Consider the following 25,903-nt stretch of genomic DNA (forward strand, 5'->3'; position numbering starts at 1 on the left):
GTTGCGACGGCCGGCACCGGCGCCCGCGCCCGCACCGGCTCCGCGCGGCGCGCCGCCGCGGCGCTCGCCCGAGAACCCGTGCTCGCCACGGGAACCCCGGCCGCCCTCACGGCGGTCGCCCGAGAACTCGCGGCGCTCGCCGGAGAAGTTGTTCCCCCGGCGGTCGCCCTCGAAGTTGCGGTCGCTGCGGAAGCCGCCCTCGCGACGGTCGCTCCCGTAGGAACGCTCACCGCGGTAGCCGCCCTCGCGACGGTCGCCGCGGAAGCCGTTGTCGCGGCGGTCGTCCCCGCCGGGACGCTCGCGACGGTCGTCACGGCGGAACCCGTCACCGCGGGAGTCGTTGCCGCCGCGGTTGCCGTCGAAGCCGCGGCTACGGTCGCCGCGGTAGCCGTTTCCCTGGCCACCGCCGCGGCGCTCGCCGTCGGAGTCACGGCGGAACGAGCCCTCGGAGCGACCCTCGGGACGGCCCTCGCGGTCGAAGTCGCGACGGCCGCCGCCACGCGGACCGTCGAAGCGGCGCTGGCCGTTGTAGCGGCCCCGCCGTCCACGGCCCGGCTCGCGGCGCGGGCGCTCGGAGATGACCGGGCCCTCGATCGGGACGCCGGACGGCTCGCGCGCGCCGGTGAGGCGGGTCAGCTCCTCGTCCCCGGAGGAGACGCGGTGCTTGGGGGCCTCGATGCCCGCGCGGCGGGTCATCGCGGACGTCGAGCGCACCTGGTGCGGCAGGACGAGCGTGACGACGGTGCCCTTCTCGCCCGCACGCGCGGTGCGGCCGGCGCGGTGCATGTAGTCCTTGTGGTCGGCCGGCGGGTCGACGTGCATGACCAGGCTGATGTTGTCCACGTGGATGCCGCGCGCGGCGACGTCGGTGGCCACGAGGACGTTGAACGTGCCCTCGTGGAACTCGGCGATCGTGCGCGTGCGGAGGCCCTGGGACTTGCCGCCGTGCAGGCCGGCCGCGCGCACACCCGCCTGGGTGAGCTGCTTGGCGAGCCGGTCGACGCCGTGCTTGGTCCGCGCGAACAGGATGGTCCTGCCCTCGCGGTTGGCGATCTCGGCGGTGATGGCGGCCTTGTCCTTCGGCGCGACCAGCAGGAGGTGGTGGTCCATCGTGTCGACGGGCTCGTCCACCGGGCCGATCGCGTGGGTGACCGGGTCCTTCAGGTAGCGCTGGACGAGGACGTCGACGTCCTTGTCCAGGGTGGCGGAGAACAGCAGGCGCTGACCGCCGGGACGGGCCTCGTCGAGGATGTCGGTGACGTCGGGCAGGAAGCCCATGTCGGCCATGTGGTCGGCCTCGTCCAGCACGACCATCTCGAGCGCGGACAGGTCCGCGGCGCCCTGGCGCATCAGGTCCTTGAGGCGGCCCGGGGTCGCGACGAGGATCTCGACGCCGCGGCGCAGCGCGTCGATCTGCTTGAACATCGACGTCTGGCCGATGACGGTCTTGAAGTGCAGGCCCAGGGAGCGGCCGAGCGGCTCCAGGTTGGTCACGACCTGCTGGGCGAGCTCGCGCGTCGGCACGAGGATGAGGCCCAGGGGACGGCGCGGCTCGGCGCGGCGGCCCTCCAGGCGGGCGAGCATCGGCAGGCCGAAGGCCAGGGTCTTGCCCGAGCCCGTCTTGCCGCGGCCGAGGACGTCCCGTCCGGCCATGACGTCCGGGATGGCGGCGGCCTGGATCGGGAACGGGGACTCGATGCCCTGGCGGGCGAGCGCCGCGACGAGCGGCTCCGGCAGGCCGAGCTCGGCGAAGCCGGGCTGTGCCTCGACCCCCGCGGTGTCCGCGGTGTCCTCCACAGGGGTGGACGGGGCATGGGCAGCAGAAACGTCGGTCACGCAATACCTTCCGAGAGGGGGCGCGTCTCGGGAGGCACCACAGGGGCCGGGGAGGCGGCCGCGATTCGTGCGCTGCAAGGACGAGCCAGTTGAGACACCACCGCCGTTACCGGCGAGCGTCATAAGAGCGATTTGTTCATCCTAACGTCGAGAGGGGCCGTGCTTATGCCCATCTCGCGCGGACACATTCGTCACAGGGGCCGCTTCGTCCCCGTCCGTTCGCGTGCGCGAAGGTTGAGCGCCATGTCGTGGGGGCCTGTGTGAGGTGGCCCTCAGACGGGCGTCGGGCCGGGGCTGTGGGAAGCGGTTCCGGCGGGGGCGGGAGAACGCCCTGGGAGCGAGCATACGCCACAGGACGCGGGAGTTATCCACAGGTCGGCGGTCGGCTGGCGGCGAGTCGGATCCGGCGGCGACGATGAACGGGTGGATCTGCTTCCGGCCCGCCGTTTGGGGGGTGCGTGTCGGGGGGCGGGAGCGGCGTCCATGTTCACCGCCGCACCTGCGCCCCGCGCCCGATCGGGGGACCGGACACGGGGCGCAGGCCGCGGCCACGTCAGTAGCGGCCGGGCCGGGTCTTCCGCAGGGGGTGTTCAGTGTTAACAGGTGTGGGTCCAGCAGGTGCGGGTCCAGCAGGTGCGGGTCCAGCAGGTGCGGGTCCAGCAGGTGCGGGTCCAGCGGGAGCGGGTCCAGCGGGAGCGGGTTCAGCAGGCGCAGGTGATGCCCGCCACGGGGGCGGTCAGGGGGTCGGGAGATCGGCGGGTGACCCCTGCGGCGGTCTCGACCGGGTAGCCCTCACGGGCCCAGTACTCGAATCCGCCGATCATCTCCTTGACCCGGTAGCCGAGCCGGGCCAGCTCCAGAGCGGAGCGCGTCGCGCCGTTGCAGCCGGGTCCCCAGCAGTAGACGACCACCAGGGCGTCCCGGTCGAGGACCTGGTCGTGGCGCTCGGTGATCTCCGCCCGGGGGAGGTGGACGGCACCCGCGACGTGGCCCATGTCCCAGGCTTCCTGGGCGCGGAAGTCCACAACGATGATCGCTTCCGCCGCCTCCCCCATCTGGGAGAACACGTCCGCCGGGTCGGTCTCGAAGGCCAGCCGGGTGGCGAAGAACCGGACGGCCGGGCTCTCGGCCTGGATCTCACTGACGGTCACGATCGACTCCTCACTCATATGTTCCGGGCAGTCCGCCGCCAGGAGCACGAGCACCCCGCCCCCGGCGGACGCACCGCCCTCCGTGGGCAACCCGTCCCCGGCGGTGCACCACCCCGGGCAAGCTCCCCGCCTTGGGTAGGCACACCGTCCTCGGAGGCCCCCGCCCCCGGCGAGTGCACCGGCCTGGCCGGCGAGGCTCTCAGCGGCGGCACTTGGCCTCTGAACTGCGGACTTCTTGATGGTCGTCGATCGCGCAGGGCAGGGAACAGTGGCATGAACGCCCATGACCCTTAAGATCTGGCCATGATGCGCAATCCGCACCGCGTCGGCGTGCTGGCGTTCGACGGGATGGCGCCGTTCGAGTTGAGCGCGGTCGTCGAGGTCTTCGGGCTCCCCCGGCCGGAGCTGGGCGTGCCCTGGTACGAGCTGCGGGTGTGCGGGCTCACACCCGGGCCGCTGCGGATGGTCGGCGGCCTGAGCGTGACGCCCGATCACGGCCTGGCCGACTTCGCCTCCGCAGACACCTTGATCGTCGTCGCCGTCCCGGACGTCCGGGGAACGGTGCCGGCGGCGCTGGTGGACGCGTTGCGGGCCGCCCACCAGCGCGGCGCCCGGGTGGTGTCGAACTGCTCCGGGGCGTTCGCGCTGGCCGCCGCCGGGCTCCTCGACGGACGCGCGGCCACGACGCACTGGCTCTACGCGGACCTGCTGCGGCGCCGGTATCCCGCGGTCGACGTCACTCCGGACGTCCTGTACGTGGACGGCGATGACGTGATCACGGGTGCGGGCAGCGCGTCCGTCCTCGACCTGTGCCTGCATCTGGTCCGCAAGGACCACGGGGCCCGGGTCGCGAACGCCGTGGCGCGGCGGCTGGTCGTCCCGCCGCACCGGGACGGCGGCCAGGCGCAGTTCGTCGCGTCCGCGGTCCCCGAGCCCGCGGCGGACGACGCGGTCGGTCGCGCCATGGAGCACGCGCTGGCCAACCTCACCCGCCCGCTGACGATCGCCGAGCTGGCGCGCGTCGCGTGCCTGGCGCCGCGGACCTTCATCCGCCACTTCAACCGGCAGACCGGCACCAGTCCCCTCCGCTGGATCGTGCACCAGCGGATCATGGCCAGCCTCCCGCTGCTGGAGGAGGGCTCCACACCGGTGGAGAAGGTCGCCGCCGCCGTCGGCTTCGACAGCCCGGCGACCTTCCGCCACCACTTCACCCGCATCATGTGCACCTCCCCCTCCGCCTACCGCACCACCTTCCGAACAGACCCCCCGGCCACCCCCGCACTGCCCCGGGCATGACGCCCTCTCCCGGCACTCCCGAACATGACGCCCTTCTCCCGGCAGCGGGAGGGCGCGGCATGGACGGCCCGCGCCAGAGCGGTCTGGCAGGTGCCCCGCCCCGACTCAGGGCTGTCTGCGCAGGTCACAGCACTCGAAAGGGGGTGGCGGGGGTTGGTGGGGCGGGTTCGGGGGGGAGGGGGTGGGGGTAGGTCGCGGGTATGGGGGTCGGGGCAGCGGGGGCTGTTTCGCGGAGGGGGGCTCCGCACGCGCGGGTGTGGTTGCGGGTGCTCTGGTCAGGCCTGGCGCTGTGGGCGGCCAGCGTGCTGGTCACGGCGGTGACGGCGAACTCGAACCTGGTGCCGACGATCGTGCTGCTGGGCAGCTTCGTCGTGCCCGTGGCGTTCGTGGTGTGGGCGTACGAGCACGGGAGGTCCGGCGAGCTCACCGTGCCCTGCCTGTTCCGGGCGTTCGTCGTCGGCGGTGTCCTGGGGTTGCTGGGCGCGTCGCTGCTGGAGACGTATCTGCTGCATCCGTCCCCGTGGATGTACGTCGGGGTCGGGCTCATCGAGGAGGCGGTCAAGCTTGCGGCGCTGATCTATGTGGCGTTCCGGCTGCGGGAGCGGACGACGCGGGACGGGCTGGTCCTCGGCGCGACCGTCGGGTTCGGGTTCGCGGCGTTCGAGAGCGCCGGGTACGCGCTCAACGCCATGTACACCGTGCACGGGCTGAGCCTGTGGCCGCTGGTGGAGACGGAGATCCTGCGGGGCGTCCTGACGCCGGTCGGGCACGGCCTGTGGACGGCGATCGTCGGCGGGGTGCTCTTCGCGTCCTCGCGGGGGCGGCGCCGGTTCCACATCGGCTGGGCGGTCGTCCTGGCGCTGCTCGGGGTCTCGCTGCTGCACGCGCTCTGGGACTCCATGCACGGGATCGCGATCTTCGTGGCGCTCCAGCTGACCGGGGACGGGTGGGAGGCGCGGGGAATCGATCAGGGGTACCTGCCGAGGGCCACGCCGGGGCAGAGCGACCTGATCACGCTGCTCGACTGGGGCGGGCTGCTGGCGATCTCCGTGCTGGGGCTGAGCTGGCTGCGTGCCCTGACCGCCCGCGCCCGCCGCGACGAGGAGGAGGCAGCGGCGGCGGAGTTGGACGAGGAAGCGGAGGAGCAGGCGCGGATCACCGAGGTCCCGTACGCCACGCCGGGGTCGCTCCCGCCTTCCCCTTTCGGGCCCGAACCGCCGCCGCCCGGCCGCGACTCCGGCGGGTGACGCAGGACACATCCGGACCTGTCACGGACGGCGCGTCCTGTCTGTCCCATGGGCGTCCATCGGGAACGTCCTCAGGGAGATGAGGAAAATGCGCAAGGACATCGTCGTCGTGGGGGCGGGCTACAGCGGCATGCTCTGCGCCGTCCGGACCGCGCGCCGCACCCGCCGCGACCGGGACGTCACGGTCACGCTCGTCAACCCGTCCGACCGGTTCGTGGAGCGGCTGCGCACCCACCAGACCGCCGCCGGGCAGGACCTCGCCGCCCACCGCATCCCCGACCTGCTCGACGGCACGGGCGTCGTGTTCCGCCAGGGACGCGTCACCGCCATCGACCCGGGCCGCCGCCGCATCACCGTCGACACCGAGGACATCGGGTACGACACGCTCGTCCTGGCCCTCGGCAGCCGCGCCGACACCTCGCGTGTCCCCGGCGCGGATGAGCACGCGTTCACCCTGGACGAGCCGGACCGCCTGGCCGCGCGCCTCACCGAGCCCGGCGTCCGGACGGTCGCCGTCTGCGGCGGTGGCCTGACCGGTGTCGAGGCCGCCGCCGAGATCGCCGAGAGCCACCCGGGCCTGGATGTGACGCTGGTCAGCCGGGGCGAGCCCGCCGCGATGATGGGCGACCGGGCGCGCGCGTACGTGTCGAGGGCGTTCGCGCGGCTCGGCGTGACGGTCCGCGCGGGTGAGGCGGTCGCCAAGGTCCTGCCGGACGGGGTGGAGCTCGCCGACGGCTCGGTCGTCCCGTCCGACGCGACCCTGTGGACGACCGGTGTCCGCGTGCCCGGCCTGGCCACCGCCGCCGGCATCACCACCGACCGGAGCGGACGCGTCGTCGTGGACGCCGCGCTGCGTTCGGTGTCGCACCCGGAGGTGTTCGCGATCGGCGACGCCGCCGCCGTCCGGCAGCCGTGGGGCGAACTCCACGGGACCTGCCAGACCGGCATGCCCACCGGCGCGCACGCCGCCGACAACATCGTCCGGCTGCTGCGCGGCCGGGCGCCGAGGCCGTTCCGGATCGGCTACTTCCACCAGCCGGTCAGCCTCGGCCGCCGCGACGCGGTGATCCAGTTCGTCCGCGCGGACGACACCCCGCGCCGCCTCGCCCTCACCGGACGCGCGGCGGTCCGCTACAAGGAGACCGTCAGCTCCAGCCCCGTCCCGTTCTTCCGGATCAGCAGGCGTGTCAATGTCTACCCGTACCTCACCAAGGGCGGCCGGGCCACCCGCTGACCCGGCCGCCGGCCGCCGGCCGCCGGCCGCCGGACGCGACTGTCGCGTACCGGCCGGGCGAGAAAAGGCGGGTGAAGTGCGATGCTCAGGTCGGAGGCACGCACACCCCCGCGTCTCGGGTGACCGGGCTTCTGCGAAGGAGGGGCGATGAGGACTGCTGCGGAGCCGGTGGACGATCCCTTCACCGCGCATCGACGGTTGCTGTTCGGGACCGCCTACCAGCTCCTCGGCAGCGTCGCCGACGCCGAGGACGTCCTCCAGGACGCGTGGCTCGCCTGGAACAAGGCGGACCGGTCCGGGGTCGCGAACGCGCGCGCCTACCTCGTGCGGACGGTCACGAACCTCGCCCTCAACCGGTTGACGTCCGCGCGTGCGACGCGCGAGTCCTACGTCGGGCCGTGGCTTCCCGAGCCGCTGCTGACCGAGCCCGACCGCGCCGCCGAGGAGGCCGAGGCCGCCGAGTCCGTCTCGACCGCGATGCTCGTCGTGCTGGAGACGCTGTCCCCGGTGGAGCGCGCCGTCTTCGTCCTGCGCGAGGTGTTCGGGTTCTCCTACGCCGAGATCGCGGGGTTCGTCGACCGGCCCGAGCCGTCCGTCCGGCAGGTCGCGCACCGGGCGCGCGAGCACGTCCGGACGCGCCGGACGCGGTTCGACGACGACCCCGAGCGGCGCCGCGCGCTCACCGAGCGGTTCATGGCGGCGGCGTCCGGCGGGGACATCAACGCGGTGATGGAACTGCTCGCGCCGGACGTGACGGCCTGGACGGACGGCGGGGGCAAGGTCACCGCGGCGCGCCGTCCGCTGCACGGCCCGGACCATGTCGCGCGCTGGCTGCTCGGCACGCTCGCCAAGCCGGTCACGGCCGGGGTCACGCTGGAGGCCGCGACGGTCAACGGGGAGCTGGCGGTCATCGCGGCGCTCGGCGGGGAGCCCATCGGCGTCGTCACCTTCGACCTGCTCGACGACCGCGTCCAGAACCTGCGTTTCCAGGTGAATCCCGACAAGCTCACCGGCCTGCGCCGCGCCTGACCCGGGCCGGGCCCCACCCGGAGCGGATCGCAGGAGTTGAGACGGCGCGTTCACACCACCAGGGCTTCAGGCGGCGCGTCCCGATCACCTCCTGCCGGGGGGGGGAGGATGGGACGGTGGAGAACGTGATCATTCTGGCCGGGCCGCCCGGGGCGGGGAAGACGACCGTCGCGGAACTGCTGGCCCAGCGGTTCGAGCGCAGCGTCCACCTGCACACCGACGACTTCTGGACGTTCATCAAGCGCGGCCTGGTCATGCCGTACCTGCCCGAGTCGCACACGCAGAACGAGACGGTGATGGACGTCGTGGCGGGCGCGGCGGCCGGTTACGCGGCGGGCGGGTACACGGTGGTGTGCGACGGGGTCATGGGGCCGTGGTTCCTCCATCCGTTCACCCGGCGCGGGATTCCGTTCCACTACGTGATCCTGCGGCCGGACGTCGAGACCACCCTCGCCCGCGCCACCGCGCGGGACCCGGACCGGTACCTCACCGATCCGGGCCCCGTCCGCGACCTGCACGCCCAGTTCGCCGCCCAGGACGGCTACGACGGGTACGTCCTCGACTCGTCCGGGCTCACCGCGGACCAGACCGCCGACGCCGTGTACGCGGCGGTCCGGGACGGCGGGCATCTCTTCAAGCAGGGCCGCTGAGCAGCGCCTTCTCGACCTCCGGGGCCAGCCCGACGGGCGCGCGGTCGCCACGCTGCGGGGCCCGCCCGCCGAGGGAGGAGAGCCACGCCCACGTGTCGGCGACGGTCTCCTCGGCCGGACGGCACCGCAGCCCCTCGCCGAGCGCCCGGTCCACGTTCGTCCGGTGCAGGAACTCGTACAGCTCGCCCGGCGGGACCCAGACCGGGAGGTCCTGCCACGGCTGGACGCCCGCCGCGAGGATCGGCTCCGGGTCGGTCCAGCGCAGCCGCGCGTCCGCGCCGGTCACCCGGACGCACGCCGTCAGCAGGTCGCGCATCGTCGTGTGCCCCACCGGGCCGGTCACGTTGAACGCGCCGCCGACCTGCCGGGACGCCGCGTCCAGCGCCCACGCCGCGAGGTCGCGCGCGTCGACGAACTGCAGCTTCAGTTCGGCCGGGCCGGGCGCGAGGACGTCGCCGCCCCGGGCGATCCGGTTCAGCCACCACGGGAGCCGCCCGATGTTCTCGTACGGCCCGAGGATGAGTCCGGCGCGCGCGAGCAGCGCCCTGTCGCCGAACGCCCGGACGGCGGCCAGCTCGCCGCCGGCCTTGGCCCTCGCGTAGCCCTCCCGGCCGGGGTCCCCGGCCTCGTCCGGCGAGCCTTCGACCAGTGGCGCGCTCTCGTCCGCGCCGACCGCCACCGGGTACTCGTAGACCGACCGGCTCGACACGTACACGTACGACGCCGCGCGCGGGGCGAGGAGCTCCGCCGCGTCCCGCACCGCCGCCGGCCCCCACGACCAGGTGTCGACAACGATGTCCCACTCGCCGGAGCGCAGCGCCTCCAGGCCGCCCGGCGCGGTCCGGTCGCCCCGCAGCGCCGCGACGCCGTCGGGCACGCCATGGGTCCCCCGGTTGAAGACCGCGACCTTCCATCCGCGGGCGACGCCCTCCTCGACGACCGCCCGTCCCACGAATTCCGTCCCGCCCAGAACCAGTAGCCTCATGCCTCCGTGCTACCACCGGTGCGGGGAGTCCGATCAAGCCTTTCCACCCATGGCATGACCGCCCAGAGCGAACATCCAGGGCATTCGCCCCGAATAACGACGAACCCTCCCCAGCTCCACCGGCGCCGCCTATGATCGGCCCGTACCCGCCCGCTGGGAGACGCGATGACCGCAGAATGGGTGCCGACCGGAGTCGACACCAGCGTGCCGAGCCCCGCGCGCATCTACGACTACTTCCTCGGCGGCAAGGACAACTACGCCGTCGACCGCACCGCCGCCGAGGCGTTCCTCCGCACCGCGCCGCAGACGCTCTCCGCCTGCCGCCACAACCGCGCCTTCCTCGCCCGCGCGGTCGCCCACCTGGCGCGGGACGCCGGGATCACCCAGTTCATCGACATCGGCACCGGGCTGCCCACCCAGCAGAACGTGCACGAGGTCGCCCAGCGGCACGACCCGGACGCGCGCGTCGTCTACGTCGACAACGACCCGATCGTCGCGGTCCACGCGCGGGCCCTGCTCACCCGCACCCGCGGCGTCACCCTCGTCCAAGCCGACCTGCACGACCCCGAGGGCATCCTGCTCCACCCCGAGGTGACCCGCCTGATCGACTTCGACCGCCCGGTCGCCGTGCTGCTCCTCGCCGTCCTGCACTTCTTCCCGGACGCCGACGACCCGCACGGCATCGTCGCCCGGCTGATGTCGGCCACCGCGCCCGGCAGCCACCTGGTCGTCTCCCACGGCACGTCCGACCCGGATCCGGCCATCGCGCAGGAGGCCGAGCAGGTCTACGACCGGCACTCGTCCTCGTCCCTGCACACCCGCACATTCGCCGAGGTGGCCCGCTTCTTCGACGGCACCGAGCTTCTCGAACCCGGTCTCGTCTACACGGCCGACTGGCGGCCGTCCCCGGACGCCCCGCCCGCCACACCGGCCGAATCCGGGATGTACGCCGCCATCGGCCGCAAGCCCTAGCAAGTCCTGGACGTTCGGCTGCAGCGGTGTCCGGGGAACGGCGCGCGGAAAATGCGCTTTCCGATTTTGTGCCCATTTTCAGCCGAGGCCCCGCGGATCGCACGCCAGGCGCGCCGCCGCGACCGTGCATAGCGGATGAAATATCACTTATCGGGCGAGACGGACGGTCATTGCCGGAGGAGACGATCACGGTCGGGTTACGCTTCGTAACCGTTGGCCCAATTCGCTGTGATGTGCCGGAATGGCTCGGGTTAGGCTGTGGGCCGCTTCTCGATCCGTCCCATCGAGGCATTCCGGGGGTGCGGTGACGCGTCCGAACGATCCTCCCGAACTCCGCCACGCGCCGGTCGGCGCGCCGCCCTCCTTCCCGCCGGGGGAACGCGAGGACGAGGAGCGGCGCCGCTCGTCCGGCCGACTGGCCCGGGGGTGGCTTTCCCGGGACGCCCCGGAACCTCCGTTCCGCAGGTGGCGTCTCACCACGGACGACTCTCCGAGACGGGCGGGGTCCATGAAGAACGTCCTGATCTGGCTGTCCGGAGCCGATCCCGACATCCTGCGGCGGGCGACGACCGACCGCGCGAAGTACGTCGGGATCGGCGGCGCGGTGCTCACCACGGCGTCCCTCGCGTCCGTCTCGATGTTCTTCGCGCTGCGCATGGCGGTCGGGGCGTCGGTGTGGGCCGCGGTGCCGCTGTCGGCGATGTGGTTCCTGGTCATCCTGAACCTCGACCGCTGGCTCGTCGTGTCGCTCACCCGCAGCCAGGGCCGGGTGCTGACCGTCCTGCTGGCGCTGCCCCGGGTCGCGATGGCGCTGCTGTTCGGCGTGATCATCTCGACGCCGCTGGTGCTGCAGATCTTCGACGACGAGGTCCGGGTGGCCGTGGACAGGATCCACGACGAGGACTCCCGGAAGTTCCAGCAGAACCTCGACACCGGGCCGGACGCGCAGCGCATCCGGGTCCTGGAGCAGCAGGAGGCGCTGCTGCTCAAGCAGCGCACCGGCGACGGCCTCGCCAACCCCGAGGACGACCCGGAGATCAAGCAGCTCCGGGCCCAGCTCCCCGCGCTGCAGAAGGAGTTCTACGACTACGACGACAAGGCGGCGTGCGAGCTCACCGGCGACCGCTGCAAGGGCACCAGCGGACGCAGCGGCGACGGCCCGCGCTACCAGAAGTTCGTCCGGCGGCGGGACCAGGCGAAGGCGCAGATCGACCAGATCAACGCCCGGATCCGCACGAAGTCGACGGCGCTCAACCAGGCGGCGGCCAAGAACAAGGACGTGCTCGTCGCGCAGGCGCAGCAGAAGCTCCCCGGCGTGCAGAGCGAGCTGCGGACGCTGCGCGACCGGCAGCAGTCCGACCGCACGGCCTTCGAGAAGAACAACAAGGACAACACCGGGCTGCTCATCCGGCTGAAGGGCCTGGACCGGGCGGCGCAGGGCGAGAGCCAGCTCCAGTGGGCGCGGTTCCTGCTGTTCCTGTTCATCACCGTGCTGGAGTGCCTGCCGATCATCGTCAAGGTGCTGTCGCTGTTCGGCCCGCCCGGCGCGTACGACGAGGCGGTGGAGAAGATCCGCGCCCGCGACCGGCTGCTGCTGGACGACCAGGTCCGCAAGCAGGAGGGCGTCGGGCTGCGCGAGAACTCCGGCCGGACCGACTTCGCCCGGCGGCTCCAGGAGCGCCGCACCGAGCTGGTCGAGACGTCCGTCGACGAGATCATCGAGGTCGAGCGGCGGCTGCAGCGGCTCGAACTGGAGCGCTGGGAGCGCGAGCAGCTCCGCCGCTTCTCCGCCGGCGCCGGTGGGACCGAGGGGGCGGACGCGGCGGCGGGAGCCGGTAGGCCGGGGATGAACGGGCACGCGTTCAACGGCGACGCCCCGGCAGGCGCGGGCGTCCCCGGGGCTCCGGGTGCGGCAGGTGGGCCGGGCGCTCCGGGCGGGCCGCCTTCTCCGGCGGCTCAGGGTGGGCTCGCGCGGTCGGGTCCGCCGATGCCCGGCGGGTTCGGTTCCTCTGGATCCGGTCCCGGTCCGGTCGGCGGGTTCGGGTCGTCGGCCAACGGTCCGGCCGAAGGATTCGGGCCGTCCGGGCGCGGTCCGTCCGACGGATTCGGGGCGTCCGGGCTCGGCTCGGTCGGCGGGTTCGGCGCGTCCGCCTCGGGTTCGGCCGAGGGGTTCGGGGCATCCGGGTCCGGTCCGGTCGGTGGCTCGGCTTCGGGGAACGGGTGGCCGTTCCCGCCTCCCGCGAACCCCGGCGGCGGGATCGGGACGCCGCCGTACTCCTGGGGGGCGGCGTCGTCGAACGGCGAGGGCGGACCGACGGGTGAGCGCGTCCGGCCGGAGGGCGAGACGCGGCACTACCCGTCCATGCCTCCGGAGGAGGGACGCGGCGGGCTGCTGGGAGGTTGGCTCGACCGGCTGAACCGGCGGATCGGGCGGTGACCCGGATCCGCCCGGCGGGGGAGGCGTCCGATGGACCCTGACGCACGGCTGGGCTCTGACACACGACTGGGCTCCGACACGCGATTGGACTCTCACGCGCGGTTTCCGGGAGCTTCCGTCCCGCCTCCGGGCGGCGATGAGGCCGAACCAAGCGTGGCGGAGGGCGTGGATGCGGCGTCCCCCTGCCCGGTGTGCGGCCTGACGCCGGACGCGTCCTCTCCTGCCGAATGCCGGGAATGCGCCTGGACGTTCCCGGACGACGACACCGACGAGTCCCGGTTGAGCCGGGCGCAGCTCTGGTACGACCTGCGGGCGGCGGCGCGCGTGGGCGAGGCGGCGCGGCCGTTCGTGCGCGGCTTCCCCGACGACGACGAGTGGACGAGTGCGCGCGCCGAGGCGGAACGCGCACGCGCGCGGCTCCTCGAAGAGTCGGCCACGGCCGCGAGCGCGGCTGCCTCGGCGGCGTCCGGTCACGGCGGCTGGACGCTGGAGTTCGGACGGCCCGACCTCGCCCGCGACCCGTCCACCTGGACGACGCAGTGGGCCTTCGACGAGCTCGTCCGGTACGACGCGGTGTCGCCGGTGCTGGTCGAGGTCGGCGCGGACGGCGTTTCCGTACTGGTCGTCCAGCCCGACGCGGTGGACGGCCCGGGCGATCCGTGGTCGCGCGAGGACCATCCGTGGGAACGGCTCGCCGCCCCGCTGCGCCCGGCCGGGCCCGGCGGCCTCGGCAGCGGAGGCGACGGCACCGGCGGAGACGACGGCGAGCTGGCCTTCCGGCTCGCGGGCGGCCTGCACGGCGTCGACCGGGCGCGGCTCGCCGACACGCTCGACCGCGAACTCGCCCGGCTCGCGGAGCGGCTGCCCCCCGGCTCGGTGACCGTGCTGGTCGACTCCGCCCCCGGCTGGACGGTCCCGGGGCTCGCGATCTCGCGGCTGCGCCTGCTGCGTCCGGACGCGCGGGTCGTCCGGACCGGGCGGCCGGCGGCGGACGAACTGGCCGACGCCGTCGCCCGGCTGCCGCTGCGGTCCCCGTACTGGCTGGTCGGAGCGCATTTCGACGGCCCTGCGGCGGAGCCGGTGCTCGTGCCGCTGTTCGCGGCGGGCAGCACGTCCGGGCAGGAGGCGGTCGTGCGGGTCGCGCGCGGTCCCGGCGGCGCGGACAACGACGTCGTGCTGGCGGTCGTCGCCGCGCCCGAGCAGCCGACGCCGGGATACGAGCCGCGTCCGGTGTCGGTGCTGGCGACCCGGCTGCCGCGCGGCGTGGTGTCGCTGCGCGCCGCGCTGGACGGCCCCGGACGCGTCCGCTGGCCAGATCTGCCCGACACCCGTCCCGACGCGCGCCCGCTCGACCATCTGTACGCGCAGACCCGCGCCTGCCCGGCTCCGGTCGGGGGCGTGGACGTGCTGTGCGCGATCGAGCTGGGCGGTCCCCCGGGACCGGCCGCCGCCCGCCGGGCCCTGCTCGCCGACACGATCGAGCTGGTCTCGGCCGACCTCGGCGACCGCGCCGGGGTGTCGGTGCGCGGCTACCGCGAGCACTCCTTCGAGCTGGGAGAGGAGCACGACGCGGTCGTGGAGGGCGTGTGGGGCGCGGACCCCGAGCGGGCGCTGGACGCGTTCGCCGCCCTGCCGCACCGGACGCAGCCGTACCAGTCCGACGCCGCGCCGCTGGAGGACGCGCTCGCCGAGATCGCCGACTTCCTGGAGCGGGAGCGGGACGCGCGCGGCTGGCTGAACGAGCTGCACCACCCGCCGTACCGCGTGCTGGTCGTGCTCGCGGGCCGCCCGCCGCACCCGCGCGGCCAGGGCCAGGACCCCCTGCGCGAGCTCGCCCAGCCGTGCCCGCGCAAGGACGACTGGCGCAGGGCCGTGGACACCCTGCGCCGCTTCGGTGTGGCGCCGGTGCTCGTGCTGGACGCCGCGACCGACCCCGACCGCGACTACTGGGCGGCCCTGGGCGCGCACCGGCGGCTCACCCTGGAGGGCCTGACGCCGCGCGTGCTGGCCGAGGCGATGGGGCTCGCCGCGCCGGACGGCGCGCGCGTCCCGTTCCCGCTGCTGGCTCCCGTCCCCGTGAAAGGCGACCCCGCATGACCGACCCGACAGCACCTCCGCCGCCTCCGCCCGGGCCGGAGACCGCCGACGCCGCGTCCCCGGCCGGGTCCTCCGCGCCGTTCCCGCCCTCGGACGCGCCCGCCGCCGCGCCTCCGCCGCCCCCGGCGTCCGCGCCGGCGGAGGAGGTCCGGCCGGGGAAGACCAGCATCGGGATCTGGGGTGCGCCGCAGAGCGGCAAGACGACCTTCCTCGCCGCGCTGCGCATCGCGATGAGCCTGGGCGAACCGGGCTGGCGGCTGGACGGCGCGAACGACGGTTCGACGGCGTTCCTCGCGGCCAGCACCGACCAGCTCAGCGAGCAGCGGGTCTTCCCGTCCGCGACGAACTCCTCCGAGAAGCTGTCGTGGCGGCTGCACGGGACGCGCCAGGTCAGGGAGCGGAGGAAGTGGTACCGCCCGGACGCGAAGCGGGACGTCCCGGTGCGGGTGCACCTGGACTTCGTGGACCCGCCCGGCCGCCTGTTCGACAGCCGCGCGCCGGGTGAGTCCGCGTCGCCGGGCGGCGGTGCCGGGGCCGGTTCCTCCGGCGGTCCGCGCTTCGCGACCGGGTCGTCCGGCTCGGGAGGGCCGCGCTTCGCGACCGGATCGTCCGACTCGGGAGGCCCGCGCTTCGCGACCGGTTCGTCCGACTCGGGAGGCCCGCGGTTCGCCACCGGAGCGCCGCCCGAGCCGTCCCGGCGCGGGGAGCCCGGCGGCCGGGACCGCCGGGAGCTGGTCGAGCACCTGGCGGCGTGCGGCGGGCTGATCCTGCTGCTGGACCCGACCCGCGAGCGCGAGGCCCGCGACTCCTACCAGTTCTTCAACCGGACGATCCTGGAGATCAGCCAGCGCGCGCCGGAGAGCGCGGGCGACCACTACCTGCCGCACCACCTGGCCGTCTGCATCACCAAGTACGACCACCTGTGGGTGCGCGACATCGCGCGGCGCGGCGGGTACGAGTCGGTGGCCGACCCCGAGTCGCTGTACCCGGCCGTCCACGACGACCTCGCCGAGCGGTTCTTCGAGGAGCTCTGCCGCGCCGACGGCATCGGTAACATCGACGCGATCCGGCGCGAGATCAGGCAGCACTTCGCCCCCGAGCGCACCCGCTACTTCGTGACGTCCGCCGTGGGTTTCTACATCGACCCGCGGACCGGGCGGTTCGACGACGAGAACTACAGCAACCTGGTCCGCCGCACCCACCCGGACGGCTCGACCTCGATGCACCTGCGCGGCAAGGTCCGCCCGATCAACGTGATGGAGCCGATCATGTGGCTGGTGGACCGGCTGTCCGCGCCGTCCGCGGGCGCCGGCGGGACGAGGCGCGGACGAAGCGGGAGCGGTGCATGAGGACGGTCGGTCTCACCGCGGGGTGGGCCGTGCGCGGCAAGACCCCCGGCAGCTACGACGACTACGCCATCCTCGGCAGCGGGGGCGGCACGTTCCGTCCGCAGGACTTCACCGCCATCCTGGACCGCTACACGCTGGGCAACCCGCCGCCGGAGCGGACCGGCCCCGAGGCGCTGCCCTGGATCAGCCTGACCGAGGTGCTGGACGACCACGGCAGCAACCTCGGCGTCGCCATCCACGACTGGACGGACGGCACCGACGCGGCGGGCCGTCCTATCGTCCGGACGCGCTACGGCTACTTCCCCTACGAGCAGTTCGTCCGCGCACCGGTCTCCTATGCCAGCCTCGTGCACGCGGTGTCAGGGCTGGGCGTGGACGGGTTCGCCCCCAACGCCCTTGACGTCCCTCCCTACGCGCCCGAAGACATCGCCCGCGACATCGAGGACCACAACTGGCTTGGCCGCGCGGCCACCGCGGCGGCTCTGCTCCTCGAGGGCCCTGTGACCATTACGGGCGCGGACGATCTGGACCACTCCCTTAGGCTCCGCTTCCTCGACGCGGTCGCGGCGCTGCTCCCCTATGGCTGGCGTCCCGGTCTCACTGCCGCGACATGGCTGCGGGGTGAGAACTCCAACATCCGTCTGGCGTTCGCCTATCACCCGCAGCCCGGCAGCTACGAACTTGACTGGCGTGTCGCCGAGTTGCAGCCCTCCGCCGACACGCGCCTCGCGCACGCGTACGCGCACGAGCTGCGCCGCTCGATCTCGCGGCGGAGCCTGCTGGAGGTGCTGGCCTACCTCTCGACGCGTTCGGAGTACATGGTGAACGCGGATCCGAAGCACGCCTACGAGATCCTTGTCGACCTGGACCGTCCCGCCCTCGTCCTGGAGCGGGTGCGGCGGAACGAGTGCGACGCGTCCGAGGTCGCCGCGCTGCTGGAGGGCGGACGCTACAAGGAGCTCCCCCGCAGGTCCGACCACGAGTTCCTTCTCGCGTCGCTCATCCGCCTGGGCGGGGGAGTGGCCACGGTCCAGAGCGTCTGGCAGGAGCTGGGGGCCGGCGTCCGCAGCGAACCGTGGCGTGCGCTGACGGACGAGGTGGTGCGCCGCGTCCGCAGCGTGCCCTCCGACGACCCGAACCCCTACGTCCGGCTGGCCGACTCCCTCGGCCTCACGGACGAACTGCTCGCCGACATCGTCGGGACGTCCCAGAACCCGCAGCTCGGCCTCGCGCCCGTCCAGGCCACGGCGGACCTGCTCGACCGCTGGACGGACCCCGTCGCGGCCGATCGCCCCCGCCTGGTCCGGGCGCTGCGCGGCCAGTCCGCGATGGTCTGCGGGCTGGTGGCCGGGCTCGACCGGGGCGGTATCCAGCGCGAGGACGCGTGGCTCGACCTGCTCTCCGGGGTCGCCAAGGAGAACCTGCTGCGCCCCTTCCACGCGCTGCGCGTCCCCGACATGCCCGTGACGGTGTCCGACATCGACGCGTTCGCCCGGTACGGCGCGGACTGCGTGGCGCTGCTGATCTCCTCGGCCGCCCGGCGCGAACGCCTCGACGGGCTCGCCGCCGTCCTGATCCGCTGGCTCGCCGGACTGCCCGCGTCCGACCGCCGCACATGGCTGGACCGGCTGCGCGACGTCCGGCCGTCCCGGGGCGCCGAGGCCGCCGTCCTGGACCTGCTGCGGATGAGCTCCGGCGAGCCGCCCGTCCACCTGGAGACCCCCGACCGCGGCGCCTACGCCACCGCCTTCCGGCGGCTCGTCACGGACGAGTCGCTCCGCCGCCTCGCCAACAACGTCCAGTACGGCCTGACCGAGCACCTGCGCGACCGCCGGTGGGCCCACGACCCCGACCAGGCCGCGCTGGTCATCGCGCTCACCGAGGCGCTGTGCGCGGTGGACGGCCCGAACCGCGCCGCGCTGGTCGAGGAGGTCGTGCGGGGACGCGCGTCCAATCCCGAGCTGGCCGACTGGCCCGTCCACAAGCGGTGGTGGCCGGACGCCTCCGCCCGCTTCCCGGCCGTCGCCGCCGACGAGTACCCGATCATCCTGCAGGCCCTGCCGTCCCACACCTCGCTGCAGGGCGTGGGCCGCCTGATCGCCGAGGCGATGCGGCGGGGCACCAAGCCCGAGGTGATCTGGTCCGCCGTCGACGCGTCCGAGTGGCCGCTGGGCGGCGTCTACCTGCTGGCCGCCGTCCTGGAGGCCCGGATGATCGGCGTCCACCGGCACGGCCGGAACTTCGGCGACGCCGACGACATGGCGTACGCCCTGCTCAGGTCCGCGCAGGACACGCTCCCCCACCTCCGCGGCGAGCTGCGCGAGGCCGTGGGCGACCGGCTGCCCAGCGACCTCGGCCTCCCGCTGGACGTCGCCGAACTGGTCTCGCTGTCCGCCGACGACGAGCCCGCCCCCACCGAGCGGATCCGCCAGACCCTGGAGGACGCCGAGGCCCGCGCCCGCTCGCTGCAGGGCCGCCGCGGGCTCCTCGGCCGCCGCAAGGGCTGATCACAGCGGCGTGTTCTGCCTCCGGGCCAGGTGATCGGGGGCCTCGACGTCCTCCGGGAGCACCGGATCGGGCTCCAGCTCGCCCCAGGTCGTCCGCAGCGGCAGGACGCCCGCCCACAGGCCCAGCGCGGCGTCCGGCCCGTCGCCGTCGTCCGGCGGCCCGACGCGGATCTTGACCGACGCCTCCTCCAGCGACAGCGCGAGCAGCGCCGTGGCCGCCAGCTCCTTCTTGTTGGGCAGGCGCGCGTAGTCCCACTGCCCCGGCACCGAATGCTCGCTGAGGACGCGCAGCCCCTCCAGCTTCTCCTCGGGCTCGGTCACCGGCCGCGGCACCCCGAAGATCATCGCGCTGCGGTAGTTGACGCCGTGCTCGAACAGCGACCGCGCGAGCACCAGCCCGTCCACGTGGGTGACCGTCACGCACACCTCGTCCTGGCCCCCGGCCACCAGGCTCCGGCTCGCGACGGACCCGTGGAAGTACAGCGTCTCCCCGTCGCACCCGTACACGGTCGGCACCACCAGCGGCGTCCCGTCGACCACCACGCCCACATGGCACACGAACCCGGCCGCGAGGATCGCGTCGAGATCGCTCCGCTCCCGGCTCCCCTGCGCCCGCAGCCGCCGATGCCGCGTCCGCTCGTTCTCAGGCAACACCGGCCCCACCCCAACCTCCCACCAATCACTCCCGAAGATCATCCCGCGCCCCACCCCACCCCCGAAACCCTCCAGGCCCCTTCATTACGGACAGGGCGCAACCTCCTGGCCGGCAGGCCGGAGGGGCAGGCGAGGGCCGGTTCGGCCGGGGGATTCCGTCGCGGGCGTGCGTGCCGGCAGCCTACTGATCCCGGCATCCGGGGGTGGGGTGGCCGGTGGCGGCCAGTGGGGGGTGGCGGTGGTCGGCGGGGGCGGGGGTGAATGTCTAGGCTGAGCGGCGTGGATGCGCGGGGTTGGGACGAGCGGTACTCGGGGCGGGATCTGGTGTGGTCGGCCGGGCCGAACCGGTTCGTGGCCGAGGAGTGCGCGGGGCTGCCGCCCGGGCGGGCCCTCGATCTGGCCTGCGGGGAGGGACGCAACGCGCTGTGGCTGGCCGGGGAGGGCTGGACGGTCACGGCGGTCGACTTCTCGGCGGTGGCCATCGAGCGGGCCCGCGAGCTGGCCGAGGCGCGGGGCGTCTCGGTCGAGCTGCTGGTCGAGGACGTCCTGACGTGGGTGCCGCCGGAGGGCGCGTTCGACCTGGTGGTGATCGCCTACCTGCAGCTGCCCGAGATGGGGGAGGTGCTCGCGCGGGCGGCGTCGGCGGTGGCGCCCGGCGGGGTGCTGGTGTTCGTCGGGCACGACCGGACGAACCTGACCGAGGGCGTCGGCGGGCCGCAGGATCCGGCCGTCCTGCACACGCCGGGGGCGGTGGCGGGGGCGCTTCCGGGGCTCACGGTCCAGCGGGCGGAGCGGGTGCGGCGCGCCGTGGAGGTCGACGGCGAGGAGCGTTTCGCCGTGGACACGCTGGTCCGGGCCGTCCGGGCGCCGCGCAGGTGAGTCCTCCCGGGATGTGGCCCGGGTAACGTCCGGCGGCCGGGAATGCCTGGCGGGCCCCTGCCGTTACATCACACGTGGCCGATGTGCCTGGTGTCCCCGGGCCTCATCTATAGCCTTCACGGAATACCGTTCGGCTGGAGCCGTGTTGAGCCTTCCGCCGAGAGGCGACCCGCACATCGGTCAGACGCGGCGCGACCCCGCCGGAACTTCGGCTCCGGCGGGGTTTCGCGTTGTTCGGGGTGAGATGCCGGTAATGGCAGACTCAGCGGTATGGGACTCGCTTCGCACCTGGAAGAGCTCGGCCGGCCGTGGGTCGAGCGGCAGCTCGCGCATCCGACCGTCGCGGGGATCGCCCGCGGCGACCTGGACGAGGCCGTCTTCCAGTCGTGGCTGGAGCAGGACTACCTGTTCCTGCTCGACTATGTGCGCGTGTTCTCGCGGCTCGCCTGGCAGGCGCCGTCGGCGCACCTCGGCGATCTGGTCGATCTCGCGCACGCGACCTTCCACGACGAGCTGAGCCTGCACCGCGGGCTGTCCGCCGAGTTCGGGGCGGACCTGGAGGGCGCGAAGAAGGGCGCTCCGTGCGCCGCCTACACCGCGTTCCTGCTGGAGTCGGCCGCTGATTACGGTCAGGGGCTCGCCGCCTTGTATCCATGCATGTGGGGGTATTCGACCCTGGGAGCGCGGCTGGCCCAGGACCCGCCGTCCGAGCCCCGGTACCGGCGCTGGGTGGACACCTACGCGGACCCCGGCTTCGCCGAGCTGACGCGGCGCATCGCCCAGATGATCGACGAGGCCGCGCCCGACGCCGCCCGCGCCGAGGCCCGCTTCCTGGAGGGGATGCGGCACGAGCTGGCGTTCTGGGACGTCCCGCTGTAGGGGCTGGGACCGCGGTCGGCGCGGTACGGGTCAGGGGCCGGCGCGGTGCAGGTCAGTACGCGCCGTTGCCGGTGACGACGGCGCGGACGGTGCGCCAGAGGATCTGCACGTCGAACAGCAGCGACCAGTTCTCGACGTACTGCAGGTCGAGCCGGACGGCCTCCTCCCACGACAGGTCGGAGCGCCCGCTGACCTGCCAGAGCCCGGTGAGGCCCGGTTTGACGGCGAGCCGCCGGTAGACGTCCTCGCCGTACCGCTCGACCTCCTCGGGCAGCGGCGGACGCGGCCCGACCAGCGACATCTCGCCGCGTAGGACGTTGACGAGCTGCGGCAGCTCGTCGATGGAGTAGCGGCGCAGGAAACGTCCCACGCGGGTGACTCTCGGGTCACTCTTCAGTTTGAACAGCACCGAGCCGCTCTCGACGCGGGCGGACAGCTCGACGCGGCGGCGTTCGGCGTCGGTGACCATCGTCCGGAACTTGACCATCCGAAAACGGCGTCCCGCGCGCCCGATTCTGGTCTGCAGGAAGAACGCCGGGCCCGGATCGGTCGTCCGGACGGCCACCGCGACGGCCACCAGCAGCGGCGCGGCGACGATCAGCAGCAGCGCCGCCGTGACCCGGTCGAAGGCCGCCTTCGCGACGCGCGCCGGGCCGGTCAGCTCCGGATGGTCGATGTGCAGCAGGGAGAACCCGGCGACGGGGCGGATGGTCAGCCGCGGCCCGGCGACGTCCAGCAGGGCGGGCGAGACGAACAGGTCGGTCCGGAACTTCTCCAGCCGCCAGGCCAGCCGGCGCAGCCGGACGCCGCCCAGCTCGACACAGGGAAGGACGGCGACGGCGTCGGCGCGGCAGCGTTCGACCACCTCGGGGACGTCGTCGAACCCGCCGAGCACCATGACGTCCTCGACCGTCCGGCCGGGCGGTTCGGGCGCGCAGACACCGACGACCTGCATGCCGTGGTGGGGGTGCAGGGACAGCTCGCGCACCAGGTCGGCGACGCCGTCGGTGTAGCCGACGGCGACGACGCGGCGCATGCACTCGCCGTCCTCGCGGGCGCGGTGCAGGCGGCTGCGGGCGGCGCGGCGAGCGCCGACGTCCAGGGCCACCAGCAGCGGCAGCGTGAGGAGCACATATCCGCGCGCGACTTCCGCCTTGGTGGCGTATGACAGGATCGCGACGCCCGCAGTCAGAGTGATACCCGCATTCAGTACCTTCCGATATTCGGCGCCGCCCGTGCCCAGAAATCGGTGGTCGTAGCAGCCGGCGACCGACAGCCACGGCACCCAGACCATCGGAAGGCCGATCGCGAGCAGGATGTCGGGCCATCGTCCGCTCTGGTCCCAACCGGAGAATCGGAGGGCGAAACCGGCCACTCCCGCCGTTGCGGCGCACGAGACGTCCAGCAGGACCAGCAGATGGATATAGCGGGCGAACCAGGATGCGCGCGTCGCGATCCGGCTGCCCGTGCCGGAGTTAACGCCGTCAATTACGGTCACTTGTGGTGCCCCCGAAAACAACGCCTTTGCCCTGAAAAGCTATTAAGCCGGATGTGTGCGGGTCATCCGGTCTCCGTGAGCCGGCGCAGAGCTGACTCGGCCATTGATAACCCGCCTTCGGCGCACCGCAAAGCGGAAGACAGTGGCCGTATGTGGTCAGAGGGAAATTGCAGGAAATTGTGAACCTGATAGCTATTGTCTGTCGCGTCGGGGTGACAGAACAGCATCGGGGCGGGTGTGATGGGCGCGGTCATCAATCTCACCGTGCACGGCGTCGGACCGCGGTCCGGCGGCGCGCCGGGCCGGGCCCTCGGCCGGGCGCTGGAGCCGGGCGAGGCCGAGACCTGGGTGGACGTGGGCCGGTTCGAGCGCGTGCTCGACGCGGTCGCGGACCGCCCGGACGTGCGGCTCACCTTCGACGACGGCAACGCCTCCGACGTCGAGACCGCGCTGCCGCGGCTCCTCGACCGCGGCCTGACCGCCGAGTTCTTCGTGCTGGCCGGACGGCTCGGCGAGCCCGGGCGACTCACCGCCGACGGCGTCCGCGAGCTGGTCAAGGCCGGGATGACGGTCGGCTCGCACGGCTGGGCGCACCGCGACTGGCGGCGGCTCACCGCCCCGCAGGTCGGCGAGGAGCTCGTCCGCGCCCACCACGTCCTATCGGACATCACCGGCGAACCGGTCACCCGCGTCGCCATCCCGTTCGGCTCGTACGACCGGCACGTCCTGCGCCGCCTGCGCCGCGCCTCGGTCACCCGCGCCTACACCAGCGACGGCGGCCCGGCCCGTCCGGACGCCTGGCTCCAGCCGCGCACGAGCCTCCGGCACGACCTGGACGACGCGTGGATCACCCGCGTCCTCGCCCCGCCGGGGCCCGCCGCGCGCCTGCGCCGCACCGCCGCCCGCCTCGTCAAGCGCACCCGCGGAAGGTGACCCGATGGCGCACTCCGACTCCGTCGTCCCGCCCTCCGCTCCGCGCCCCGAGCCGCACGCCGGCTCCGGCGTGCCGGCCTCCGCTTCGCGGGCCGGTTCCGAGCCGGCCTCCGCTTCGCGTGACGGGGCCGCGGCGGGGACGTCCGCGCAGGCCAGGGTCGCGGTCGTGGTGGTGACCTACAACAGCGCGGGCGTGCTGCGCGGCTGTCTCGACTCGATCCCCGGCGGCGCGGAGGGCACCCTGCTGCGCGCGGTCGTCGTGGTCGACAACGCCTCGCGGGACGAGACCACGCGCATCGCCGGGGACGCGGCGGCGACCCTGCCGCTGCGGGTGATCGGGACGGGCCGGAACGCCGGCTACTCGGCCGCGATCAACGCCGGGACGGCCGTGCTCGACCTGGACGAGCTGGACGCGGTGTTCGTCATGAACCCCGACTGCCGCTTCCAGCGCGGCGCGCTCGCCGTGCTGGCCGGAGCGCTCTCCGAGGCTCCGGGACGGGGCATCGCGGTCCCGCTGCTGCTCGACCCGGACGGGCGGCTGCAGCCGTCGCTGTTCCGGCGGCCGAGCGTGCCGCGCGTGTGGCTGGACGCGCTTCTCGGGGGACGGCGGTCCCGCTGGGGCGAGAGGATCACCGACCCGGGCGCCTACACGCGCGCGCACGAGGTGACGTGGGCGACGGGCGCGGCGCAGTTACTGTCGGTGGAGACGATCCGGCGGATCGGCCCCTGGGACGAGTCGTTCCTGCTCTACAGCGAGGAGACCGAGTACGCGCTGCGCGCCGCCGACGCGGGGCTGGCCACCTGGTTCGAGCCGTCCGCCAGGGTGACGCACCTGGGCGGCGAGTCCGACACCAGCCCGATGCTGTACTCCCTGCTGACCGTCAACCGCGTGCGCCTGTTCCGGCGGCGGAGGGGAACGCTCGCCGCCGTCCCGTTCTTCCTGGGCATCGCGCTGGGCGAGCTGCTGCGGACCCTCGCGGGCCGCCGCACCTCACGGGCCGCCCTGGCGGCGCTCCTGCTCCCGTCCCACCGGATCCGGGAGCTGAAGGCTTGACGCACTCGAGGCCACGGGCCGATCCCGGGCTGCACCTGACCGGGCTGCGCCTGTCCGGACTGCGCCTGACCGGGTTCGACGCGCTGAGCGCGGCCGACCTGTCCGCGTGGCACGCGCTGCGAGCGGCGGACGCGCGTTACGACAGCCCCTACTTTCACCCCGCTTTCGCCGCCGCCGTCCACGCGTCCGGACGACCCGTCACGGTGGCGGTGGCTAGTGACGGCAAGCAGACCACCGGTGTCTTCGCCCTGCAGCGCCACGGCTCGGTCGCGCGTCCGGTGGGATGGCCGGGCGCCGACTTCCAGGGGCCGGTCACCGCGGCCGGCACGCCGTTCCCGGTGCGTTCGCTGGTCTCGGGGACGCGCGTCCGGGCGCTGGAGTTCGATCACCTCCTGGACGGATCGCCCGAGTTCGCCCCCTGGACCGAGTCCCGGCGGCCGTCCCCGTTCCTCGACGTCAGCGGCGGTCTGGACGGCTACCTCGGCCGCGCGTCGCGGAGCGGCCGGGACAACATGTCCCAGGCCCGCCGCCGCACCCGCAAGGCCGAGCGGACGCTCGGTCCGGTCACCTTCGAGGCCGACACGTTCGCGCCCGCCGCACTGGACGAGCTGATCGAGCTGAAGCGCGGCCAGTACGCCGCCACGAACGCCCGCGACCACTTCGCCGACCCCTCCCGCCGCGACCTGCTGCATCTCCTTCTGCGCGCGCGCAAGGACGACACGTTGCGCCGTCACACGCAGGGGGACACGGACGATTTCGGCGGGGTGCTGTCGGTCGTCAGGGCCGGTCCGCATCTGCTCGCGGCGCACTTCGGGCTGCGCTCCGCGGGCGTCCTGCACTGGTGGTTCCCGGTGTACGACCCGGCGCACGCGGCGTACGCGCCCGGCTGGATCCTGCTGCGCGAACTGGTCGCCGCGGCGCCGGAGCTCGGCGTTACCCGCATCGACCTCGGACGCGGCGAGGACGAGTACAAACGCCGCGCCAAGACCGGCGAGACGTACGTCTGCCAGGGCGCGGTGCTGCGCGGACCCGTCGCGCGGGCCGTCCGGCGCGTCCGGACCACCGCCGCCGGCACCGCCCGCGACACGTTGCGCGACACCCGGCTCGCTCCCGCCCTGCGCCGGGCCCGCCGCGCACTGGAGACCGCCCGTCAGCGCGAGGACGGTCCCCGATGACCCCGCCTGCCCCACCACCCCGCACTCTCCCACCCCGCACT

20 protein-coding genes are annotated in these 25,903 nt (G+C 73.7%); 15 read left to right on the plus strand and 5 right to left on the minus strand.

Annotation, left to right across the window (positions count from 1 at the left end):
* Together DZF91_RS03285 and DZF91_RS03290 are read right to left on the minus strand one after the other, a co-directional pair.
* The coding region (locus tag DZF91_RS03285; protein WP_199486375.1) for a DEAD/DEAH box helicase at positions 1-1,797 on the minus strand (1,797 nt) is incomplete at its 3' end.
* 740 nt (positions 1,798-2,537) lie between these two features.
* The gene (locus DZF91_RS03290) at positions 2,538-2,987 is read right to left on the minus strand and encodes a rhodanese-like domain-containing protein (protein ID WP_235834051.1); all 450 of its coding nucleotides are present in this window, start codon (positions 2,985-2,987) and stop codon (positions 2,538-2,540) included.
* Positions 2,988-3,290: 303 nt separating this feature from the next.
* On the opposite strand from DZF91_RS03290, the gene DZF91_RS03295 reads away from it, so the two are divergent.
* The 5 genes from DZF91_RS03295 (at position 3,291) to DZF91_RS03315 (ending at position 8,443) form a co-directional block, all read left to right on the plus strand.
* On the plus strand, positions 3,291-4,283 hold the full coding sequence (locus DZF91_RS03295; protein ID WP_117356020.1) for a helix-turn-helix domain-containing protein: 993 nt from the start codon (positions 3,291-3,293) through the stop codon (positions 4,281-4,283).
* A gap of 266 nt (positions 4,284-4,549) precedes the next feature.
* Complete coding sequence (locus DZF91_RS03300) at positions 4,550-5,530, plus strand: PrsW family intramembrane metalloprotease (RefSeq protein ID WP_235834052.1); 981 nt, start codon at positions 4,550-4,552, stop codon at positions 5,528-5,530.
* Positions 5,531-5,618: 88 nt separating this feature from the next.
* Complete coding sequence (locus tag DZF91_RS03305; protein ID WP_199486376.1) at positions 5,619-6,764, plus strand: NAD(P)/FAD-dependent oxidoreductase; 1,146 nt, start codon at positions 5,619-5,621, stop codon at positions 6,762-6,764.
* 147 nt (positions 6,765-6,911) lie between these two features.
* Positions 6,912-7,793 (plus strand): RNA polymerase sigma-70 factor, encoded by an 882-nt coding sequence (locus tag DZF91_RS03310; RefSeq protein WP_117356023.1) that lies wholly within the window; start codon positions 6,912-6,914, stop codon positions 7,791-7,793.
* A 116-nt stretch (positions 7,794-7,909) separates the two neighbouring features.
* The gene (locus tag DZF91_RS03315; RefSeq protein WP_199486377.1) at positions 7,910-8,443 is read left to right on the plus strand and encodes an AAA family ATPase; all 534 of its coding nucleotides are present in this window, start codon (positions 7,910-7,912) and stop codon (positions 8,441-8,443) included.
* On the opposite strand, the gene DZF91_RS03320 is transcribed toward DZF91_RS03315, so the two are convergent.
* A complete protein-coding gene (locus DZF91_RS03320) occupies positions 8,427-9,428 on the minus strand; it encodes an NAD-dependent epimerase/dehydratase family protein (RefSeq protein WP_117356024.1) in 1,002 nt (333 codons plus the stop codon). The genes DZF91_RS03315 and DZF91_RS03320 overlap by 17 nt on opposite strands.
* Before the next feature lie 165 nt (positions 9,429-9,593).
* Here DZF91_RS03320 and DZF91_RS03325 point away from each other — a divergent pair, with 165 nt between their 5' ends.
* The 5 genes from DZF91_RS03325 to DZF91_RS03345 all read left to right on the plus strand — a co-directional run bounded on the left by DZF91_RS03325 (position 9,594) and on the right by DZF91_RS03345 (position 18,790).
* Positions 9,594-10,400: an SAM-dependent methyltransferase gene (locus DZF91_RS03325; RefSeq protein WP_117356025.1), complete on the plus strand. Its 807-nt coding sequence runs from the start codon at positions 9,594-9,596 to the stop codon at positions 10,398-10,400.
* A 508-nt stretch (positions 10,401-10,908) separates the two neighbouring features.
* On the plus strand, positions 10,909-12,837 hold the full coding sequence (locus tag DZF91_RS03330; protein WP_158587837.1) for a DUF4407 domain-containing protein: 1,929 nt from the start codon (positions 10,909-10,911) through the stop codon (positions 12,835-12,837).
* A 153-nt stretch (positions 12,838-12,990) separates the two neighbouring features.
* Positions 12,991-14,934, plus strand: coding sequence for a hypothetical protein (locus tag DZF91_RS03335; RefSeq protein ID WP_147340970.1), 1,944 nt, complete (start codon positions 12,991-12,993; stop codon positions 14,932-14,934).
* Positions 14,931-16,283 carry a hypothetical protein gene (locus tag DZF91_RS03340; protein WP_117356028.1) on the plus strand — a complete coding sequence of 451 codons (1,353 nt, stop codon included), beginning with the start codon at positions 14,931-14,933 and terminating at the stop codon, positions 16,281-16,283. Before DZF91_RS03335 ends, DZF91_RS03340 begins: the two co-directional genes overlap by 4 nt.
* Complete coding sequence (locus tag DZF91_RS03345) at positions 16,280-18,790, plus strand: hypothetical protein (protein WP_147340971.1); 2,511 nt, start codon at positions 16,280-16,282, stop codon at positions 18,788-18,790. Before DZF91_RS03340 ends, DZF91_RS03345 begins: the two co-directional genes overlap by 4 nt.
* Here DZF91_RS03345 and DZF91_RS03350 read toward each other — a convergent pair whose 3' ends face one another.
* Entirely contained in the window at positions 18,791-19,444 is a 654-nt protein-coding gene (locus tag DZF91_RS03350) for a pyridoxamine 5'-phosphate oxidase family protein (RefSeq protein ID WP_199486378.1), read from the minus strand.
* Between the two features lie 279 nt (positions 19,445-19,723).
* On the opposite strand from DZF91_RS03350, the gene DZF91_RS03355 reads away from it, so the two are divergent.
* Both DZF91_RS03355 and DZF91_RS03360 read left to right on the plus strand, forming a co-directional pair.
* Complete coding sequence (locus DZF91_RS03355; RefSeq protein WP_117356031.1) at positions 19,724-20,323, plus strand: class I SAM-dependent methyltransferase; 600 nt, start codon at positions 19,724-19,726, stop codon at positions 20,321-20,323.
* Between the two features lie 270 nt (positions 20,324-20,593).
* The gene (locus DZF91_RS03360; protein WP_117356032.1) at positions 20,594-21,202 is read left to right on the plus strand and encodes a TenA family protein; all 609 of its coding nucleotides are present in this window, start codon (positions 20,594-20,596) and stop codon (positions 21,200-21,202) included.
* 52 nt (positions 21,203-21,254) lie between these two features.
* Here DZF91_RS03360 and DZF91_RS03365 read toward each other — a convergent pair whose 3' ends face one another.
* Positions 21,255-22,700: a sugar transferase gene (locus tag DZF91_RS03365; protein ID WP_117356033.1), complete on the minus strand. Its 1,446-nt coding sequence runs from the start codon at positions 22,698-22,700 to the stop codon at positions 21,255-21,257.
* A gap of 240 nt (positions 22,701-22,940) precedes the next feature.
* On the opposite strand from DZF91_RS03365, the gene DZF91_RS03370 reads away from it, so the two are divergent.
* The 3 genes from DZF91_RS03370 to DZF91_RS03380 are packed head-to-tail and all read left to right on the plus strand — an operon-like array spanning position 22,941 to position 25,862.
* Positions 22,941-23,633, plus strand: a complete 693-nt coding sequence (locus DZF91_RS03370) for a polysaccharide deacetylase family protein (RefSeq protein WP_117356034.1) — start codon at positions 22,941-22,943, stop codon at positions 23,631-23,633.
* A 4-nt stretch (positions 23,634-23,637) separates the two neighbouring features.
* The gene (locus DZF91_RS03375; protein ID WP_117356035.1) at positions 23,638-24,687 is read left to right on the plus strand and encodes a glycosyltransferase family 2 protein; all 1,050 of its coding nucleotides are present in this window, start codon (positions 23,638-23,640) and stop codon (positions 24,685-24,687) included.
* Positions 24,684-25,862: a GNAT family N-acetyltransferase gene (locus DZF91_RS03380; RefSeq protein ID WP_235834053.1), complete on the plus strand. Its 1,179-nt coding sequence runs from the start codon at positions 24,684-24,686 to the stop codon at positions 25,860-25,862. The genes DZF91_RS03375 and DZF91_RS03380 overlap by 4 nt, the downstream gene beginning before the upstream one ends.
* Positions 25,863-25,903 lie beyond the last annotated feature (41 nt).

It is taken from the genome of Actinomadura logoneensis (assembly GCF_003428695.1).
Classification (GTDB): domain Bacteria; phylum Actinomycetota; class Actinomycetes; order Streptosporangiales; family Streptosporangiaceae; genus Spirillospora; species Spirillospora logoneensis.

Excerpts from the sequence above, each read along its gene's own strand:
- DZF91_RS03295 (WP_117356020.1), top strand. The coding sequence starts at position 3,291 with ATGATGCGCAATCCGCACCGCGTCGGCGTGCTGGCGTTCGACGGGATG.
- DZF91_RS03305 (WP_199486376.1), top strand. The coding sequence starts at position 5,619 with ATGCGCAAGGACATCGTCGTCGTGGGGGCGGGCTACAGCGGCATGCTC.
- DZF91_RS03310 (WP_117356023.1), top strand. The coding sequence starts at position 6,912 with ATGAGGACTGCTGCGGAGCCGGTGGACGATCCCTTCACCGCGCATCGA.
- DZF91_RS03320 (WP_117356024.1), bottom strand. The coding sequence starts at position 9,428 with ATGAGGCTACTGGTTCTGGGCGGGACGGAATTCGTGGGACGGGCGGTC.
- DZF91_RS03325 (WP_117356025.1), top strand. The coding sequence starts at position 9,594 with ATGACCGCAGAATGGGTGCCGACCGGAGTCGACACCAGCGTGCCGAGC.
- DZF91_RS03330 (WP_158587837.1), top strand. The coding sequence starts at position 10,909 with ATGAAGAACGTCCTGATCTGGCTGTCCGGAGCCGATCCCGACATCCTG.
- DZF91_RS03340 (WP_117356028.1), top strand. The coding sequence starts at position 14,931 with ATGACCGACCCGACAGCACCTCCGCCGCCTCCGCCCGGGCCGGAGACC.
- DZF91_RS03345 (WP_147340971.1), top strand. The coding sequence starts at position 16,280 with ATGAGGACGGTCGGTCTCACCGCGGGGTGGGCCGTGCGCGGCAAGACC.
- DZF91_RS03360 (WP_117356032.1), top strand. The coding sequence starts at position 20,594 with ATGGGACTCGCTTCGCACCTGGAAGAGCTCGGCCGGCCGTGGGTCGAG.
- DZF91_RS03370 (WP_117356034.1), top strand. The coding sequence starts at position 22,941 with ATGGGCGCGGTCATCAATCTCACCGTGCACGGCGTCGGACCGCGGTCC.
- DZF91_RS03375 (WP_117356035.1), top strand. The coding sequence starts at position 23,638 with ATGGCGCACTCCGACTCCGTCGTCCCGCCCTCCGCTCCGCGCCCCGAG.